This window comes from Curtobacterium sp. VKM Ac-2865 (assembly GCF_015350905.1).
Taxonomy (GTDB): Bacteria; Actinomycetota; Actinomycetes; order Actinomycetales; family Microbacteriaceae; genus Curtobacterium.
The window spans coordinates 103,965-122,458 of the sequence record NZ_JADKRZ010000001.1; the positions used below are offsets into that span (position 1 = coordinate 103,965).

The following is an 18,494-nucleotide window of genomic DNA, read 5'->3' on the forward strand; positions in this document are numbered from 1 at the left end:
ATCGGCGCGTCGCACGACCCGTGGAGGAACGCTCTCAGACGACCTCGAACACGTGGATGCCCGGTCCGTACGCCGTGAACACCGTGCCCGCGGGGCGGTGCCGGTCGTGGTCGCGGTGCTTCTCGCTCGACCAGGCCAGCCGGTAGGCCAGCACGTCCTCGCGTACGGGGAGCGTCAGGTCACGGGTCCGCCCGCTGCCGTGCACCACGACGAGCACCCGGTCGTACGGCTCGTGCTCCGGCGTGGACTCGATGAACGACTGCAACGCGCGGTGGATCGGCTGGTCCCACCACTCGCCGGTCATCGGACCACCGTCCGGTCCGTACCAGGTCATCCGGGACGCGGAGGGCGTCACCTTCCCCTCGACGCCGAAGCGCGACGGGCGGAGCGCCGGGTGCGCGGCACGCAGCCGGGTCAGCGCGGCCACGGTCTCGGTCATCGACTCGGCGTCCTCGTCGTCCGACCAGTCGACCGGGGTGAGGTCGCCGGAGACGACGTACGCGTTGTTGTTGCCGTGCTGGGTGCGGCTGCGCTCGTCCCCGGCGGTGAGCATCGGAACCCCCGCGGACAGGAACAGCGTGCCGAGCAGGTTGCGCATCGACCGGCCCCTGGCCGCACGGACGCCGCGGTCCGCCGTCGCGCCCTCGTGCCCGTGGTTGAAGGACCGGTTGTCGTCGGAGCCGTCGCGGTTGTCCTCGCCGTTGGCCTCGTTGTGCTTGCCGTCGTACGACGCCAGGTCGTGCAGCGTGAAGCCGTCGTGCGCCGTCACGAAGTTGACGCCGGCGAGCGGCCCGCGCGTGACGTCGAAGACGCTCCGCGACCCCGTCAGCGAGTTCGCCAGGGCACCGATGCCGGCTCCTGGCACGCCGCTGCGGCGCTCCTGTCCGACGTCCGCCAGCCAGAACTGCCGCACGGTGTTCCGGAAGCCGTCGTTCCACTCGAGCGTCCCCGCGCCGAACGCCCCGGTGCGCCAGCCGTCCGGGCCGACGTCCCACGGTTCGGCGATGACCAGCACGTCCTGCAGGTCCGGGTGCTGCCGGATCCGCTCGAGCAGCGGGTGTGCGGGGTCGAAGACGTGGTCGGCGTCACGCGCGAGCGCGGCCATCAGGTCGAACCGGAAGCCGTCGACCTGCATCTCGCGCGCCCAGTACCGCAGGCTGTCGACGACGAGGTCCGCCGTGGCCTCGACCGAGGTGTCGAGCGTGTTCCCGCAGCCTGTCGTGTCGTAGTAGGTGTCGTCCTCGGCGAAGCGGTACCGGTTGGCGCCGTCGATGCCGCGCAGCGAGGAGGTCGGACCACCCTGTCCCTCTTCCGCCGTGTGGTTGTAGACGACGTCGAGCACGACCTGGATGCCGGCCTCGTGCAGCAGCCGCACCATGCCCTTGAACTCCCGGAGCACCCCGTCCGCGCCGGCTTCCCGGGCGGACGACGAGGCGTACCCGGCGTGCGGGGCGAAGAACCCGAGCGTGTTGTAGCCCCAGGCGTTCTCCCGTCCGGCCTGCTGCAGCCAGTGCTCGGAGTCGAACGCGTGCACGGGCAGGAGCTCGAGCGTCGTCACACCGATCCGCTGCAGGTGCGCGATGGTGCTCTCGTGCGCGACCCCGGCGAAGGTCCCGCGCAGGTGCTCCGGCACGGCGGGGTTCGCGCTCGTGAGCGTCCGGACGTTGGCCTCGTACAGCACGACCCGGTCGAGCGGCACCGTCGGCTTGGGCACGTCGCCCCAGTCGAACGCGTCGTCGACCACCACGCTCGTCCACCTGGCCGCCGCGCCCTCCGCAGCCCGGACCACGCCACGGGCGTACGGGTCGAGCAGGGGGCGCTCGCCGTCGAAGTCGTGCCGACCGCCGGTCGGACCGTCCACGAGCAGGTGGTAGGTGTCGCCCACACGGACGTCCGGCACCTCGGCGTGCCACCGGTCGGAGTCCGGCTCCTGGGTCAGTGCCACGTGGCGCTCCGGCGCCGAGCCGTCCGGCCGGGCGTCGAGCACCAGGGAGACGGCCGTCGCCGTCGCCGAGCGCATCGCGAACCGCGCGAGGTCCTGACCCAGGTGGAACCCCTGGACGGTGTCGATCGCTGTCTCCTGCACCCGACAAGGGTACGAGGACACGCAGGTATCGTGGGAACGCTCGAGAAGGGGGTCCCATGCCGGTCTACCTCGACCACGCAGCGACGACACCGATCCTGCCCGAGGCGCTCGCCGCCTTCACCCACGCCCTCGCCACGGTCGGCAACCCGTCGTCGATCCACAGCGCCGGCCAGCGCGCCAAGATGCTGCTCGAGGACGGCCGCGCCCGCGTCGCCGCGTCGCTCGACGCCGAACCCGTCGAGGTCGTCTTCACCTCAGGGGGCACCGAGAGCGTCAACCTGGCCGTCAAGGGCCTCTTCTGGGCACGCCAGGTCGACCACCCGCGACCCCGCATCGTCGTGGCGGCGGGGGAGCACCACGCCACCGTCGACACGGTCGACTGGCTCGAACGCCACGACGGCGCGGTCGTCGACGTGGTCCCGCTGGACGAGCAGGGTCACCTCGACCTCGACGGCCTGGAGGCCCGGCTCGCCTCCGCCACGGACGTCGCCCTGGTCACGTTCCTGTGGGCGAACAACGAGGTCGGCACGATCCAGCCGGTCACCCGCATCGTCGAGCTCGCGCACGCGGCCGGCGTCCCCGTGCACGCCGACGCGGTCGCCGCCTACGGCCAGGTGCCGGTGTCGTTCCGCGAATCGGGCCTCGACGCCATGAGCGTGTCCGCCCACAAGATCGGGGGACCGGTCGGCATCGGCGCGCTCGTGCTCGGCCGGCGCGCCACGGTCGAACCGCTCATCCACGGGGGCGGTCAGCAGCGCCAGGTGCGCAGCGGGACGCAGGACGCCCCGGCGGCGATCGCGTTCGGCACCGCGGCGTCCATCCCGCACGCCGACGTCCGGGCCCTGCGCGACCGACTGGTCGCCGGTGTCCTCGAGGCCGTGCCCACCGCCGTGCTCCGCGGCGACCCGGTCGACCGGCTGCCGGGCAACGCGCACTTCACCTTCCCGGGGTGCGAGGGCGACTCGCTCCTGTTCCTCCTCGACGCCGCCGGGGTCGCCGTCTCGACCGGCTCCGCGTGCCAGGCCGGCGTGCCCGAGGCCTCCCACGTGCTCCTCGCCATGGGCCTGTCCGAGGACGATGCCCGCGGCGCCCTCCGGGTGACGCTCGGGCACACCTCGACCGACGCGGACGTCGACGCCTTCCTGGCGGCCCTGCCGGACGCCGTGGCTCGGGCGAGCGCGGCCGGCATGGCGTCCCGCGCGCCGCTGCTCGGCCGCTAGGTACCTGTCCCCAGTTCGGGGCTGACCAGGGCTTCTCCGCCGTCCCGCCCGGCGCTGGACCCCTGTCCCCAGTCCGGGGCTGACCTGCTCGAAACGCTGTCGGAGCGCACTTGAGCGCCCGTACAGTACCGATCGTTCTGGTCGGTCAGGGGCAGGGAATCAGCACATGGACATGCAGACGGACACGAGTGCGACGCGGGCACGAGCGGGTGTCGGGACGGTCGCCGTCCACCGGCGCGCACGACGTCGTCTCGCCGTCGTCGTCACGGTGTCGGCGATCGTCGCCGCGACGCTCAGTGCGTCCCCGGTGCTCGCCGCGAGTGCGACGCCGACGGGGTCGATCGACGCCGTCAGCACCGGCCTGGGCACGGTCACCATCCGCGGGTGGGCGCTCGACCGGGCGAAGTCGGCGACGTCGACGAGCGTCCGGGTCACCGTCGGCGGCAGCGTCGCCGGCACCGTCCCCGCCGCGACGGCCCGCGCGGACGTGAACCGCCGCCTGGGCGTGCGCGGGGCCCACGGGTACGCCGGCTCGGTCGTCGCCACGAAGTACGGCAAGCAGTCGGTCTGCGTCACGGCGCTCAGCCTGACCCGCGGGAAGGACGTCTCGCTGGGGTGTCGGACGGTCACCGTCGGGAACCCCTCCCCGCTCGGTGCGTTCGACAGCGTCGCCGCGACCCCCGGCACCGTGACGGTCCGTGGGTGGGCGTTCGACCCCGACACGTCGTCCGCCGCCAGCGACGTCACCGTCACCGTCGGCGGCACCAGGATCGGCACCGTGCACACGGACGTCACCCGGGGCGACGTGAACCGGGTCCACCGCGTCACCGGCACCCACGGGTTCGCCACCTCGCTCGCGACGACGAAGACCGGCACGCAGTCGGTGTGCGCCGTCGCGGTGAACGTCGGGAACGGGAGCGACAAGCAGCTCGCGTGCCGCACGACGACGATCCCGGCAGTGCCGACGACGTCGCCGGTACCCTCCCGGCCGACGACGCCGGACTCCACCACCGCTCCGTCGGACCAGCAGGACGGCGGGGCCATGCCGGCCGCGGCGTCGGGGTGGACCCGCACCTTCGGCGAGGACTTCACGACACCGGCAGCCTCCGGTGCCTTCATGAAGACCTACGGGGACCGCTTCGTCGCCTACGACGGGTTCAACGACACGAGCGGCGTGGGCATGTACCGGCAGTCCGCCATGTCGGTGGCCGACGGGACGCTCGACATGCACATGCACACCGATGCCTCGGGCCAGCCGACGGGCGCCGCGTTCATCCCGCTCGTGGACGGCAAGTGGGGCGGACAGACCAGCGGCCGGTACGACATCCGGCTCCGAGCGGACCCGGTCAAGGGGTACGGGCTCGCCGGACTGCTGTGGTCGGACACGAACACGTGGGAGGACGGCGAGGTCGACTTCCCCGAGGGCGCGCTCGACGGCAACGTCACGCTCTCGAACCACTGCCCGGGCAACCCGGCCGCCAACTGCCTGCACCGGGACCTCGGTACGACGTTCTCCGCCTGGCACACCTACTCGATCGAGTGGACGCCGACGAAGCTGACCTTCCTGGTCGACGGCGTGAGCGTCAGCTCCACGACGCAGAACATCCCGAAGAAGCCGCTCCACCTCGTCCTGCAGGCGGCGACGGCGGGCGGCGCGAAGCCGCCGGCGGCCGCTGCCGGCGACGTGCAGGTCGCGTGGGTGAGCATCTCCCGAGCCGGATGACGGGCCTTCCGGAGGCGCGGGCAGGGCACCGCGGCGACGTGACGTGCGTGACGGAGCCGCGCCGAGCCTCCCGGTCGGCCGTCGACTGGCTGCGCCGGTAGGATCGGTGACCATGGTCGAACTGGACTACACCGAACAGCTCTCCGCCCTCCGCGAGACCTTCGGCAACATCCGCTCGGTGGTCGACGTCGACCGCCTGCAGCGCGAGATCGCCGACCTCAGCGAGCAGGCCGGGGCCCAGGACCTCTGGGACGACGTCGACCACGCGCAGCAGGTGACGAGCGCGCTCTCGCACCGCCAGTCGGCCCTGAAGAAGATCACCGACACGCAAGCGCGCATCGACGACCTCGAGGTCCTGGTCGAGATGGCCAACGAGGGCGACGACCAGGAGTCCGCGGACGAAGCCGCCTCCGAGCTCAAGGCGATCACGAAGACGATGGGCGAGCTCGAGGTGCAGACGCTCCTCGACGGCGAGTACGACGACCGTCCCGCCGTCATCACGATCCGCGCCGGCGCCGGTGGTGTCGACGCGGCCGACTTCGCCGAGATGCTCATGCGCATGTACCTGCGGTACGCCGAGCAGCACGGCTACAAGGCCACCGTGATGGACACCTCCTACGCCGAAGAGGCCGGCATCAAGTCGGCCACGTTCGAGGTCGATGCCCCGCACGCGTTCGGCACCCTGTCGGTCGAGGCCGGCACGCACCGCCTGGTCCGCATGTCGCCGTTCGGCGCCGCGGGCAAGCGCCAGACGTCGTTCGCCGCGGTGGAGGTCATCCCGCTGATGCCGGAGACCGCCGTCATCGACATCCCCGAGAACGACATCCGCGTCGACGTCTTCCGCTCGTCGGGCCCCGGCGGCCAGTCCGTCAACACGACGGACTCCGCTGTGCGCCTGACGCACATCCCGACCGGCACCGTGGTGTCGATGCAGAACGAGAAGTCGCAGATCCAGAACCGTGCGGCCGCCATGCGCGTGCTCCAGTCGCGCCTCCTGCTCCTGAAGAAGGAAGAGGAGAACGCGAAGAAGAAGGAGCTCGCCGGGAACATCACGGCGAGCTGGGGCGACCAGATCCGCTCCTACGTCCTGGCGCCGTACCAGATGGTCAAGGACCTGCGGACCGAGCACGAGGTGAACAACCCCTCAGCCGTGTTCGACGGCGACCTGGACGGCTTCATCAACGCCGGCATCCGCTGGCGCAAGCAGTCCGTCGAGTCCTGAGCCGCGCGCCTGGCGGTCTTTCCGAGCCGGGCGACCTACCCTGATCCGGTCATGATCAAATTCGACCAGGTCACCAAGCTGTACTCGGGCAACCCGAGTCCCGCCCTCGACGACGTCACCCTCGAGATCCTCAAGGGCGAGTTCGTCTTCCTCGTCGGTGCGTCCGGCTCCGGGAAGTCGAGCTTCCTGCGCCTCGTGCTCAAGGAGGAGAAGCCGTCGCGCGGCCAGATCCACGTGCTCGGGCAGCGCCTCGGTGCACTGTCCTCGCGGAAGGTCCCGTACTTCCGCCGGAACCTCGGCGTGGTCTTCCAGGACTTCCGCCTGCTGCCGAACAAGAACGTGTTCGACAACGTCGCGTTCTCGCTGCAGGTGATCGGCAAGAGCAAGGGCTTCATCAGCGAGGCCGTGACCGACGTGCTCAAGCTCGTCGGGCTGAACGGCAAGGCCAACCGCATGCCGCACGAGCTCTCCGGTGGTGAGCAGCAGCGCGTGGCGATCGCCCGTGCCGTGGTGAACAAGCCGTCGGTGCTCCTGGCCGACGAGCCCACCGGCAACCTCGACCCGACGACCTCGGCGGGCATCATGGCGCTCCTCGAACGCATCAACCAGGGAGGCACCACCGTGCTGATGGCGACGCACGACGCCAGCATCGTGAACCAGATGCAGCGACGGGTGATCGAGCTGTCCGGGGGTGTGGTCCTCCGCGACGAGCAGTCCGGCGGGTACCAGACCCAGGCGCTCCCGATCCAGCACCCGGCCGGCGTCTCGAACACCACCGGCATCCAGACGATCCCGGGGCTCATCCGATGAGGCTCGGACTCGTCATGGGCGAGGTCGGTTCCGGCCTCCGCCGCAACGCCTCGATGGTCGTCTCGGTCGTCCTGGTCACCTTCATCTCGCTGACCTTCGTCGGCACCGCGATCCTGCTGCAGATGCAGATCAACCAGATGAAGGGGTACTGGTACGACCGCGCGCAGGTCGCCGTCTACCTGTGCACCGACACGGACACCACCGGCAACTGCACCGGGGCGAAGGCCACCGAGGACCAGCGCAAGCAGATCGAGGAACAGCTCAAGGGCCCGACGCTGGCGCCGTACATCGAGAAGACGTACTTCCAGGACCAGCAGCAGGCCTACGTCCGCTTCAAGCAGCAGTTCAAGGACGCGCCGACCACGGAGTTCGTCAAGCCCGAGTACCTCAACGAGACGTTCTGGGTGAACCTGAAGAACCCGTCGCAGGCGGACGTCCTGCAGGAGAGCCTGTCGAAGGTCGCCGGCGTCCAGAGCGTCATGGACCAGCGTGGGTACCTCCAACCGATCTTCAACCTGCTGAACGCGTCGTCGTACACCGCCATCGGCATCGCCGCGCTCATGCTCATCGCGGCCGTGCTGCTCATCGCCACGACGATCCGCCTGTCCGCGTTCTCGCGGAGACGGGAGCTCGGGATCATGCGTCTGGTGGGGGCGTCGAACCGGTTCATCCAGACGCCGTTCGTGCTGGAGGGCGTGATCGCCGCGGCGATCGGTGCGGTGCTGGCCGGTGGCGCGATCACCGCCGTCGTCTGGTTCTTCGTCCGCAACTACCTGACCAAGCGGTTCAGCGGTGTGGCGTTCATCGGCATGAGCGACGCGGCCGTGGTCGTGCCGGCGGTGATCGTCATCGGGGTCGTCCTGGCGGCGGTGTCGGCGTCGATCGCCATCCGCCGCTACCTCAAGGTCTGATCGTCCGATAGACTGTGGGGCTGCGCACCCGCAGCGATGGTTCGAGAGGAGACGCGCATGGCGAAGGAACGCGGCGAGAAGATCGTGGCGACGAACCGTCGTGCGCGCCACGACTACCTGATCGAGTCCACGTACGAGGCCGGCATGGTGCTCTCCGGCACCGAGGTCAAGTCCCTGCGGGAAGGCCGCGCGTCGCTCGTCGACGGCTATGCCTTCGTGGACGGGGGAGAAGCCTGGCTCGACGCCGTGCACATCCCCGAGTACACCGAGGGCACGTGGAACAACCACGCCCCGCGGCGCAAGCGCAAGCTGCTGCTGCACAAGCAGGAGATCGTGAAGATCTCGCACAAGACGGCGCAGGGTGGCTACACCCTGGTGCCGCTGCAGATCTACTTCCACGACGGCCGCGCCAAGGTCGAGATCGCGGTGGCCAAGGGCAAGCGCGAGTTCGACAAGCGCCAGGCGATGCGCGAGAAGACCGACAAGCGCGAGGCCGAGCGGGCCATGCGCACGCGGAACCGTGTCGGCGAGTAGCGGTGACGGCCGTTCCTCGGTAGACTGAACAGCTGCCTGCGTGAGCGGGCATGACAACTCCACAGTGTGACAGCGGCTCGCTGTTCGGCCCGTACGGGGATGATCGGTTTCGACATTGCCTGTGTGCCGACGGGAAGCGGGCCGAGGATCCACGGTCATCTCGTCAACGATCCGTGGAAAACAACAAGTGCCAATTCCAAGCGCACTGACTTCGCTCTCGCTGCGTAAGCAGCCCAGCACATGAAGTCCGTCGGCCAGGTGATCGTCTTCTAACCTGAGTTCCGGCGTCATCCAGAGGACTTGCTGCACGGTTGCGCCTCAGGGCCGTGCGGGACTTGCACTGAGACTGGGCCCGTCGTCCTAGAAGCCGGTAGCAAAGGACGGGGCCGAGCAGAACGAATCATCCGGATACGCCCGTAGAAGACGTCGAATTGCAGCGATGGACGGGGGTTCGATTCCCCCCATCTCCACCATCGCCGAGCGGCGCAGCTGCTGTCACACGTGGCCTGAGTGATCAGGACCGAACGCCCCGTCGGTGTCGAAGGACACCGACGGGGCGTTCGCTGTTCGTGCACCCCGCAGGACTACGCTCCGGGGCAGGCCCGGGAAGACGCCCGTGCCGAACCCGAGTGGAAGGTCCCGCTGTGCAGGAGATCGCGATCCGAGTCCGGCTGCGAGAGCAGGAACGAGTCGGCCTGGCCGAGTACGAGCGCACCGTCGCGTCGGTCGCCACCGTCGCCGCGCTGACCGCCTGGCTCCCGACCCCCGATGCCCGACTGGTCATCCGCGGCCGTGGCGCCGAGCCCGTCCGCCTGGAGACCGTGTCGTACGGCTCCACGTTCGAGATGCTCGTCGTGCTGGACCAGCGCAGCGCCGCCGTCGAGCGCGCCGCCGCCGCCGTGGCCGCGCTCATCGAGTCCGTGCGGCTCGAGCACGTCGAGGACGACGTCGCCGGGGTCGCGGGGGAGATCGACCGCCTGGACCGCTCGGCCCCCCGAGGCCGTTCGGCCGTCGAGCGGTCGCTCAGGACATTCCTCGAGGGCGCCCGGGCCGACGTGTTGGCCCGCAAGAGCACCACACGGCTCCGTGCCGCGCAGGCCCTCGTGCGGCTGGCCGAGGACGCCGCCGAGTTCACCGTGGAGCGGGTCGAGGACGCGCTCGCCTCCGAGCTGACCGAGGAACCCGTGGACGTGCTCGAGGACACCGGGTCCGCCGTCGTGGTCGAGCCGGTCGACGGACTCGAGCCGAGCGACCCCGTGGTGCCGACCGTCCCTGCCGTGCCGCCCGTGCCCGAGGCGCCCGAGCAGCAGTCGCCGACGGAGAAGGGCGACACGAAGAAGGACGACGAGAACAAGAAGTCGTCGAAGAAGGACGATGACAAGAAGAAGTCGTCGAAGAAGAAGGACGAGAAGAAGAAGTCGTCGAAGAAGGACTACAAGACGAAGGACGACAAGAAGAAGTCCAAGAAGGACGAGAAGAAGAAGTCCAAGAAGCAGTAGCCTGAGGTGTTGTACAGGACTGATGTTTCAGTCCTGTGAACAATCCCGCCGTCGTCGCCGCACGGTGCCAGAGTCGGACACGGCCCCCCACCGGGGTCGTGTCTGACTCGACAGGAGCAACCGTGGCAACGACGAGCGCACCGACGCTTCCGGATTCCGGACTCAAGCGGAACGTCGGCTTCATCGGACTGATCTGGGCCTCGACCGGCTCGATCATCGGGTCCGGCTGGCTGTTCGGCTCGCAGGAGGCCCTCAAGACCGCCGGGCCCGCCGCCATCATCTCGTGGCTGATCGGTGGCGTCGCGATCCTGGTACTCGCACTCGTGCACGCCGAGCTCGGGGGCATGTTCCCCATCGCCGGCGGCACGGCCCGGTTCCCGCACATCGCGTTCGGCGGCGTCGCCGGGGCGTCGTTCGGCTGGTTCTCGTGGCTGCAGTCGGTCACGGTCGCGCCGATCGAGGTCGAGGCCATGATCAAGTACGCGCAGCACTGGCAGTTCGCCCACCCGTGGCTGCACACCACCACCGTCGACGGGGAGACCCAGCAGCTCCTCACCGGCGCGGGCATCGCCGTGGCGGTGCTGCTCATGGCGGTCGTCACGGTGATCAACCTGCTGAGCGTGAAGATCCTCGCGAACACGAACTCGGCGGCGACCTGGTGGAAGGTCGCCATCCCCCTGCTGGTCATCATCGTGCTGGCCTTCAGCGGGTTCCACGGCTCGAACTTCACCGCCGCGGACGGGTTCATGCCCCAGGGCGCGAAGGGCGTCCTCGCCGCGGTGTCCACGTCCGGCATCATCTTCGCGTTCCTCGGCTTCGAGCAGGCGGACCAGCTCGCCGGCGAGGCGAAGAACCCCAGGCGCGACATCCCCCGCGCCGTCATCGGCTCCGTCGTGATCGGCCTGGTCATCTACCTGCTGCTGCAGGTCGTCTTCCTCGGCGTGCTGCGCTCGGACGCGATCCAGGGCTCGTGGGCGACCGCGGACTTCACGAAGTACACGGGCCCGTTCGCCGACATCGCGATGGCGGCGGGACTCACGTGGCTGGCGGTCGTCATCTTCATCGACGCGATCATCTCCCCGGCGGGCACCGGACTCATCTACGTCACGGCGACGTCGCGCATCTCGTACGGCCTCAGCCGGAACGGGTACTTCCCGAAGGCGTTCGAGTGGACCACGAAGGCCGGTGTGCCGTGGGTCGGCCTGATCACCGCGTTCGTCGTGGGGTGCGCGTGCTTCGCCCCGTTCCCGTCCTGGCAAGGCCTGGTCAGCCTCATCACGAGCGCGTCGGTGCTCATGTACGCCGGAGCGCCACTCGCCCTCGGCGCGTTCCGGAAGCGCATCCCCGAGGTCGAGCGCCCCTACCGGATGCCCGCGGCTGCGGTGCTCTCCCCGGTCGCGTTCATCGTCGCGAACCTCATCATCCTGTGGACCGGGTGGGACACCGACTGGAAGCTCGGCGTCGCGATCCTCATCGGCGCGGTCGTGATCATCGCGAACAACGTCTTCCGCGGACAGACGAGCGTCCGGCCGCGGTGGGACTGGAAGGCGGCCCAGTGGCTGCTGCCCTACCTGGTCGGCATGGGGCTCATCGTGTTCCTGAGCGACTTCGGGCCGCTCACGCACCCGGTGTTCCCGCTCTGGATCGACATCGTCGTGGTCGCCGTGTTCTCGGTCATCGTCTACTACTGGGCGATCAACTCGGCGTCCCCGCGTGCGGAGATCCTGCGCACCGCCGACGACGTCCGTGACGTCGAGGAGTCGGCGGTCGTCGAACCCGTCCGCCACTGAGGAGTACTCCCAGCGCACGGCCGTAGCATCGTCCGGTGGAACATCGCACACTGGACATCACGAGCCGGCGCGGCAGCAGGGTCGGGGAGCGCGAGGCGCCCGCGCTCAGTGCAGCCGCACTCGCCCTGGTCGCCGCCGTCTGCACGCTCCGCTACCACCGCTTCCACACGACCGGCGCCGAGCACGTCCTGGTCGTCGCACTCGGGGGAGCGGTGGTCCTGACGGCGGTCACGGTCGCCGCCCTCGTCAGACGGCGGGTCGTCGCCCCGTGGCTGCCGCTCGGACTCGGCGGCGCGACGGTCGTCCTGGTCGCCGTCGCGCCGAGTGCGGCGTGGTGCGTCGTCCCGCTCATCGTGGTCCTGCACACGGCCCTGCCGGTGCGCCCGGCCACGATCACCAGCGGCATCGCCGTGACCGCCGCGGCCGTGTCAGTGCCCCGACTGACCGGGGCGCGCGACCCCGGGCTGTTCCTCGGCTGTCTGCTGGCAGGACTCGTGGTCATCGCCGCCATCGTGGTCTCGCGGACGGCGCTCGCGGCCCAGTCGAGGACGGTGCGGGAACTCATCGCTGCGCGGGCGCGCCTGGTGGCGTCCGAACGACGGGCGAGCGCCCTCGAGGAACGCCGACACGTCAGCGCGGAGCTGCACGACACCGTGGTGCAGTCGGTCGCGGGTGCGCTGTACCTCGCGGAGGCAGCCGAGCGGTCGGGGGACGCGACCATCGCCACGGGTGCGCGTGCTGCGCTCCGGACCGCGGTCGCCGATGCCCGAGCACTCGTCGACCGGCTCGATGCCGACGGCGGCGACGTCGAGCCGCTCGAGGACCAGCTCGCCGCCGTCGCCGCGCGGACCGGTGCGTCGCTCCGCGTCATCGGCGCCCCCGTGGCAGTGTCGCCGATGCGCGCACTCGCGCTGGTCAGGACCGCGCAGAGTGCCCTCGGCAACGCCGAGCGGCACGCGATGGCGACGACCGTGGCGGTGGAGGTCGACCACGGCGACCGCGACGTGACCGTCACCGTGCGGGACGACGGACGAGGCTTCGACGTCCGCACCGCCGTCGTCGCGGGTCCGGACGGCGGGCACGGTCTGACGATCATGCGTCGCCGTGTCGACGCTGTCGGGGGCACGTTGGACATCCGTTCCGACGACGGTGGGACCGTCGTCAGCGCCAGCGTCCCGGTCGGCCACCGATGACCCGCGTCGTCCTCGTCGACGACCACCCGATGCTCCGGACCGGGGTCGCTGCGGTGCTCGGCACGTCCCCGGACATCGAGGTGGTGGGGGCGACCGGCGATCCCGACGACGTCCTCCGCCTGGTGGACGCGACCGCGCCGGACGTGGTGGTCCTCGACCTCGGACTTGGCTCGCGGAACGGCGGCGACCTGCTGCCGGAGCTGGTCCGCCGGACCCGGGTGCTGGTGTTCACCGCGACCGGGACGGACATCGCGATCATGCGCGCGCTGGACGCCGGAGCGACGGGCTACCTGCTGAAGGACGCCTCGCCGGACGAGTTGTCGGCCGGCATCCGCGCCGCCGCGACCGGCACCGCCGTGTACGCCGCGGCCGTCGCCGCACGCATGCTCGACCGCGGGCGACGTCCGGACGAGTCGCTCACGCCGCGGGAACTCGACGTCCTGGAGCTCCTCGGCGCAGGACTGACGAACCGGGCGATCGCGGAGCGGCTGTTCATGAGCGAGTCGACCGTGAAGACCCACCTGATCCGGGTGTTCGCGAAGCTCGGCGTCGACGGTCGTGCCGGCGCAGTGGCCGAGGCGAGCCGGCGCGGCGTCATCGCGCTCGACTGACCGACGAGGCGACCCGGTGGCCGTCCCGCCGGTCCGTCGACGGTGCTGTTGGTGACGAGGTCAGCGAGCGATGGCGTCCAGGCCCGCCTGTGCGTACTCCTGGTCTTTGTCTCCGGAGGGGGACCCACCGACGCCGATGCCGGCGATCGAGGCATCACCGGCCTTGACGGGGACACCGCCGGCGAGGAACAGCGTGCCGGGCAGGTCCTTCAGGCCGGCGTTGTCCCCGGTCGCCCGCTTCGCGAGGTCGGAGGTCGTCGCTCCGAACGCGGCAGCCGTGTAGGCCTTCTGGCGCGAGGCGCTGATCGTGTGCGATGCGGCGTTCTCACCGCGGACGAACGCCTGGAGCTGCCCGTTGCGGTCGACCACGGACACGCTCACGAAGCCGGCGCCGTCCTCCTGTGCCGCGGCGAGCGCGGCCGCCGCGGCCTTCATGGCGTCGGTGGAGCTGAGGCGCTTCGCGTCGACGACGGCCTTGCCGGTGACGGCTGCGGCGGGCTGGACAGCGGCGGTCGCGGGAGCGTCGGTGCCGGTGAGCGCGGCGCCGGTGGTGACTCCGGCGACGGCGAGTGCCGCGGCGGTGGTGATGACGAGGGTGTGGGGGAGACGCATGGGTCCTGCCTTCCGTTCGATGTGGTGCGACCAGCCTCTCGTCGGAGCACGGTGCAGCACATCGACCATCCGGTCATCGCCGGACACCCGTCTGGTGGACCCCGCGACGGGCCCCACGCGTCGACGGGCACCCGCGTCAGAAGTCGAACAGGTTCGCCCGCAGCCCACCCGAGCCGTACTCGCGCCGGAGTAGGCCCCGCTGCCGCAGCACCGGCACCAGGTCGCCGAACATCCGGTACACCTGCGCCGGGTGCAGGTCGCCGGAGAAGATGATCCCGTCGTTGTCGGCGTCGGCGCCGAGCTCCTCGATGAAGTCCGCGAACTCGTCAGCGGTGCCCACGAACCCCTCACGTGAGGACACCCGCCCCTTGCGCGCCTTCCGCGTCAGGAGCTCCCGCAGCGGTGCGTCCGGCGTGTCCCCGAGCAGCCCGCGGATCGTGCCGGCGGACACGTGGTCCCCGAAGGTGCCGTCGGGCACGGGGGCGTCGAGGTCGAGCGCGAGCAGGTCGGTCTCCGAGTCGCTCGACCAGGCGATCGCGGCGGTGCGCAGGTCGTCGTCGGACGGGTGCGTCGAGGCCGCGACGATCCGGTCGGCCTCGTCCGCGGAGACGGTGATCTCCGGCTTGAGCACGAACAGGATGCGCAGGTCCGACGCGGCACGACCGGCATCGGCCGCTGCGGCGAGCACCCGGCCCCGGTAGTCCGACACGGCGGACGCCGACAGCGGTGCGAGGGCGAGCTGCACGTCCGAGTGGGTGCCGGCGAACCCGAGTCCGCGGCCCGACCCACCGGGGGAGACCACCACCGGGTCGCTGGCCATCGGCAGGGCGTTCAGCGGGCCGTCCGCGGTGAAGTACGCCCCCTCGTGGTGGAACGCGTCGAGCGCGTCACCGTCGGCGAAACTCCAGTCCTGGCTGTTGCCGATGTAGGCGTCACCCCAGGAGTGCCAGAGGCGCCGCAGCAGGGTGATCCACTCCTCGGCCCGGTCGTAGGCCTGGTCGTGGGGCAGCGGCGGCACCCCGGCGTGCCTGGCGCTGCCGACGTCGGTCACGACGTTGATGCCGAAGCGTTCCGACGACAGGTGCGCGAGCGTGGCGAACTGCCGTGCCGCCAGGTACGGCGGCGTGATCCCCGCGTTCACGGTCGGCGCGATCCCGATGTGCGAGGTCGCGGCGAACAGGTACGGCGCCAGCAACAGCGGGTCGTGCTTCGGTCCGCCGTACGCCTGGCGGATCCGCAGGTCGAGCGTCGAGGGGGTGCCGAGGGAGATCGCGTCCTCGGCGATGACCAGGTCCATCCCCGCCTGCTCCAGTGCGCGCACGGACTGCTGGTACATGTCCGGCTTCGTCCAGTCGTGGCCCCAGTCCCAGTCGGACCGTCCCCACGCCTGCGGGCCGAAGCCACGCGAGAAGAAGTACCCGAAGTGCTGCAGGTCGGCCATCGTCAGATCTCCTCGGCGATCACGTGCTGTGCCGGGACCGTGTGTCCCAGGGTGGCGAGCTCCGTGGCGGGCGTGGTCTGAGCCTCCTGGCCGGTCCTGCCGCCGCCGCGCACCGCGGCGAGCCCGCGCTCCAGGTCGCGGAGCAGGTCGGCGACGTCCTCGATGCCGACGGACAGGCGGACCAGGCCGTCGCCGATGCCCTGCTCCGCGCGTTCCTCGGGCGTCCGCCCGGCGTGCGTCGTCGTCGCCGGGTGCAGGATCAGCGACCGCACGTCGCCCAGGTGGGTCATCCGGCTGAACAGCTGCACCGCGTCGATGAAGGCACGGGCGGCCGGCTCGCCACCGGCGAGCGTGAAGGCGAACACGGAGCCGGCTCCCCGGGGCAGGTAGCGCTCCGCCAGGTCGTGGTACGGACTGGAGGCCAGACCTGCGTGGTCGACGCTCGTCACCTCCGGCTGCTGGTCCAGCCACTCGGCGACGGCGAGCGCGTTCGCGCTGTGGCGCTCGATCCGCAGGCTCAGGGTCTCGATGCCCTGGCGGAGCAGGAAGGCGTTGAACGGCGAGGGGGTCGGGCCGATCCGCGAGCTGATGACGTCACGGGCGTAGACGATGTACGCGCGGGTGCCGTACCGGTCGACGTAGCTCTGGTCGCCGAGGGACCGCTCCGGGCTCGTCAGGTGGGTCCAGCGTTCGGGGGAGGCGGACCAGTCGAACGTCCCGCCGTCGACGACCACGCCGCCGAGGCCCGAGCCGTGCCCGCTGAGGAACTTCGACGCCGAGTGCACCACGATGTCCGCGCCGTGCTCCACCGGACGCACGAGGTACGGCGTCGCCAGGGTGTTGTCGACGATCAACGGCACGCCCGCCCGGTGCGCGGTGTCGGCCACACCAGTGATGTCGAGGACGTCGTTCTTCGGGTTCGGGATGGTCTCGGCGAAGAACGCCTTGGTGTTCGGGCGGACGGCGGCGGCCCAGGCGTCGAGGTCGCGGGCGTCGCCGACGAAGTCGACCTCGATGCCGAGGCGCCCGAGGTTCTGCGTCAGGAGTCCTCGCGTGCCCTCGTAGATGCTCCTGGCGCTGACCACGTGGTCGCCCGCCTGCAGGAGTCCGAGGAACGCCACGGTCGCCGCGGCCTGACCGCTGCTGACGAGGATCGCCTCCGCGCCGCGCTCGAGCAGGGCCACGCGGCGTTCGACGTCGGCGTTCGTGGGGTTGCCGAGCCGCGTGTACGTGTAGCCGTCGTCGGTGCCGGCGAAGCGGTCGCGGGCCTGGTCGAAGTCGTCGAAGAGGAAGCCGGAGGACATGTGGATCGCGGGCACCCGGGCACCGTGGCCGGCGTCGGGCACGAAGCCGCCGTGGACCTGCTCGGTCGCGAATCCGTGGTCGTCGTTCGACATGGGCACCTCCGGGACGTGGTGTCCGTACTCTCGCAGGCCGCGCTCCGTGGACACGTGAATGCGGCGTCCGGTTACGTCCGCCGCCGTACGATTGCCCAGGTGACCCCGGATCCCGCGCTCCTCCTTCGGATCAGGGCGGTGGCGCGTGATGCCGGGCGGCCCGTCGTGGTCGGGGTCTCCGGCTTCTGCGGGTCCGGCAAGTCGACGCTCGCCCGCACGGTCGTCGACGAGGTCCCAGGCAGCGTCCGGATTCGCGGCGACGACTTCCTCGACCCGACGCGGTCCCACCACCGGTCGTCCGACTGGGACGGCGTCGAGCGCGTCCGGCTCCGTGACACCGTCGTCCGGCCGTTCCGCTCCGGCACCGGCGGTACGTTCCAGCGCTTCGACTGGTCCACGCGGACCCTCGGCGAACCGGAACCGGTGCCGGTGGCGCGCGTGCTGGTGGTCGACCTGATCGGGCTGTTCCACCCCGAGGTGCTCGACGAGCTCGACCTGACGGTGTGGTGCGACGTCGACCTCGACACCGCGGTCGCCCGGGGCCTGGCCCGCGACCGGGCGCTCGGCCGGTCCCACGAGGCGCTGTGGCACGACGTGTGGGTGCCGAACGAACGCGACTTCGCCGACCGGTTCGCGCCGCGGTCGGTGGCGCAGGTGCTCGTGCCGAGCGGCGGCCCGTCGGCGGACTGATCCACGACGCGGGGGATCGGTGTCGTGGCCGACGCGCGCGTCCTGGCGTCGGACGTCGATGTCCGTTCCCGGCGATGACGGATCCGGTCGACGATCCTCGGGGTTCGCGAACCGGATCCGTCACGTCCCGAGAAGGGAAGGCACGTCCGATGCCTGGCGCCGCGGCGGTGCCAGAGAGGGGCGATGCGGGTGCGGGTTCAGATACGGGCGCGGAACGCCGTCCGGACGCCGTTGAGTCGGTCGGCGAAGCCTGGTGGCAGCGCCGCGGGCAGGGCGTCGACGGGGAACCAGCAGACGTCGTCGCTCTCGTCGCTCACGCTCGTTGCGACGTCCGGCCGGGCGACTGCGACGAAGCCGACGTCCCAGTGCGCGGCGCAGGCGAAGCCGCCGTGCAGGTCGTGCCGGTCGAGGTCGACGACCCGGGTCGCCGCGAGGTCGAGGTCGGGGACGCCGGACTCCTCGCGGGCTTCACGACGGGCGGCGTCCGCGAGCGACACGTCGCCGTGCTCGAGGTGTCCGCCGAACTGCACCCAGAACCGGCCCTTGCGGTGCAGGCAGAGCAGCACGTGGGACAGGTCGGGCGACAGCACGAAGCAGGATGCTGTGAGGTGCTCGCGGCCACCCGCGCGCCACAGTGCGGCGTCGCCGTGGGACACGACGAAGGCGGTGAAGGCATCGCGGTTTGCGCCGGGCGGTGCGGCTCGGAGTTCGGCGAGGGCATCGAGCGCGTGCATGGGGTCCATCGTGGCAGGGTC

Annotated in this window: 16 protein-coding genes and 1 other RNA gene; 12 read left to right on the forward strand and 5 right to left on the reverse strand. The window is 70.8% G+C overall.

Features of this window, described 5'->3' with window-relative positions:
* Positions 1 to 34: 34 nt before the first annotated feature.
* Positions 35 to 2,086 (reverse strand): glycogen debranching protein, encoded by a 2,052-nt coding sequence (locus tag ITJ54_RS00470; RefSeq protein WP_194625411.1) that lies wholly within the window; start codon positions 2,084 to 2,086, stop codon positions 35 to 37.
* 56 nt (positions 2,087 to 2,142) lie between these two features.
* On the opposite strand from ITJ54_RS00470, the gene ITJ54_RS00475 reads away from it, so the two are divergent.
* The 11 genes from ITJ54_RS00475 (at position 2,143) to ITJ54_RS00525 (ending at position 13,599) form a co-directional block, all read left to right on the forward strand.
* On the forward strand, positions 2,143 to 3,306 hold the full coding sequence (locus ITJ54_RS00475; protein ID WP_194625412.1) for a cysteine desulfurase family protein: 1,164 nt from the start codon (positions 2,143 to 2,145) through the stop codon (positions 3,304 to 3,306).
* A gap of 166 nt (positions 3,307 to 3,472) precedes the next feature.
* On the forward strand, positions 3,473 to 5,029 hold the full coding sequence (locus tag ITJ54_RS00480) for a glycoside hydrolase family 16 protein (protein WP_194625413.1): 1,557 nt from the start codon (positions 3,473 to 3,475) through the stop codon (positions 5,027 to 5,029).
* A 112-nt stretch (positions 5,030 to 5,141) separates the two neighbouring features.
* On the forward strand, positions 5,142 to 6,251 hold the full coding sequence (gene prfB / locus ITJ54_RS00485; RefSeq protein WP_194625414.1) for a peptide chain release factor 2: 1,110 nt from the start codon (positions 5,142 to 5,144) through the stop codon (positions 6,249 to 6,251).
* A gap of 51 nt (positions 6,252 to 6,302) precedes the next feature.
* Entirely contained in the window at positions 6,303 to 7,061 is a 759-nt protein-coding gene (gene ftsE / locus ITJ54_RS00490) for a cell division ATP-binding protein FtsE (RefSeq protein WP_194625415.1), read from the forward strand.
* On the forward strand, positions 7,058 to 7,972 hold the full coding sequence (gene ftsX / locus ITJ54_RS00495; RefSeq protein ID WP_194625416.1) for a permease-like cell division protein FtsX: 915 nt from the start codon (positions 7,058 to 7,060) through the stop codon (positions 7,970 to 7,972). The genes ftsE and ftsX overlap by 4 nt, the downstream gene beginning before the upstream one ends.
* A gap of 57 nt (positions 7,973 to 8,029) precedes the next feature.
* Positions 8,030 to 8,506, forward strand: a complete 477-nt coding sequence (gene smpB, locus ITJ54_RS00500; protein ID WP_071271162.1) for an SsrA-binding protein SmpB — start codon at positions 8,030 to 8,032, stop codon at positions 8,504 to 8,506.
* A 95-nt stretch (positions 8,507 to 8,601) separates the two neighbouring features.
* Positions 8,602 to 8,979: a transfer-messenger RNA gene (ssrA, locus tag ITJ54_RS00505) on the forward strand.
* Positions 8,980 to 9,150: 171 nt separating this feature from the next.
* Positions 9,151 to 10,005 (forward strand): hypothetical protein, encoded by an 855-nt coding sequence (locus tag ITJ54_RS00510; RefSeq protein ID WP_194625417.1) that lies wholly within the window; start codon positions 9,151 to 9,153, stop codon positions 10,003 to 10,005.
* A gap of 122 nt (positions 10,006 to 10,127) precedes the next feature.
* On the forward strand, positions 10,128 to 11,795 hold the full coding sequence (locus tag ITJ54_RS00515) for an APC family permease (RefSeq protein ID WP_323741540.1): 1,668 nt from the start codon (positions 10,128 to 10,130) through the stop codon (positions 11,793 to 11,795).
* A gap of 35 nt (positions 11,796 to 11,830) precedes the next feature.
* Positions 11,831 to 12,988 (forward strand): sensor histidine kinase, encoded by a 1,158-nt coding sequence (locus ITJ54_RS18185; RefSeq protein ID WP_194625418.1) that lies wholly within the window; start codon positions 11,831 to 11,833, stop codon positions 12,986 to 12,988.
* Entirely contained in the window at positions 12,985 to 13,599 is a 615-nt protein-coding gene (locus ITJ54_RS00525; RefSeq protein WP_194625419.1) for a response regulator, read from the forward strand. Before ITJ54_RS18185 ends, ITJ54_RS00525 begins: the two co-directional genes overlap by 4 nt.
* A gap of 60 nt (positions 13,600 to 13,659) precedes the next feature.
* Here the strand turns inward: ITJ54_RS00525 and ITJ54_RS00530 are convergent, their stop codons facing one another.
* From ITJ54_RS00530 to ITJ54_RS00540, 3 genes are all read right to left on the reverse strand, one after another.
* Positions 13,660 to 14,211: a GlcG/HbpS family heme-binding protein gene (locus ITJ54_RS00530; RefSeq protein ID WP_194625420.1), complete on the reverse strand. Its 552-nt coding sequence runs from the start codon at positions 14,209 to 14,211 to the stop codon at positions 13,660 to 13,662.
* 136 nt (positions 14,212 to 14,347) lie between these two features.
* Positions 14,348 to 15,652, reverse strand: coding sequence for an LLM class flavin-dependent oxidoreductase (locus ITJ54_RS00535; RefSeq protein WP_194625421.1), 1,305 nt, complete (start codon positions 15,650 to 15,652; stop codon positions 14,348 to 14,350).
* Positions 15,653 to 15,654: 2 nt separating this feature from the next.
* Positions 15,655 to 17,049: an O-acetylhomoserine aminocarboxypropyltransferase/cysteine synthase family protein gene (locus ITJ54_RS00540; RefSeq protein WP_228508101.1), complete on the reverse strand. Its 1,395-nt coding sequence runs from the start codon at positions 17,047 to 17,049 to the stop codon at positions 15,655 to 15,657.
* 138 nt (positions 17,050 to 17,187) lie between these two features.
* On the opposite strand from ITJ54_RS00540, the gene ITJ54_RS00545 reads away from it, so the two are divergent.
* Positions 17,188 to 17,739 (forward strand): uridine kinase family protein, encoded by a 552-nt coding sequence (locus ITJ54_RS00545; RefSeq protein ID WP_228508103.1) that lies wholly within the window; start codon positions 17,188 to 17,190, stop codon positions 17,737 to 17,739.
* Positions 17,740 to 17,936: 197 nt separating this feature from the next.
* On the opposite strand, the gene ITJ54_RS00550 is transcribed toward ITJ54_RS00545, so the two are convergent.
* Complete coding sequence (locus ITJ54_RS00550; protein ID WP_228508105.1) at positions 17,937 to 18,482, reverse strand: NUDIX hydrolase; 546 nt, start codon at positions 18,480 to 18,482, stop codon at positions 17,937 to 17,939.
* Positions 18,483 to 18,494 lie beyond the last annotated feature (12 nt).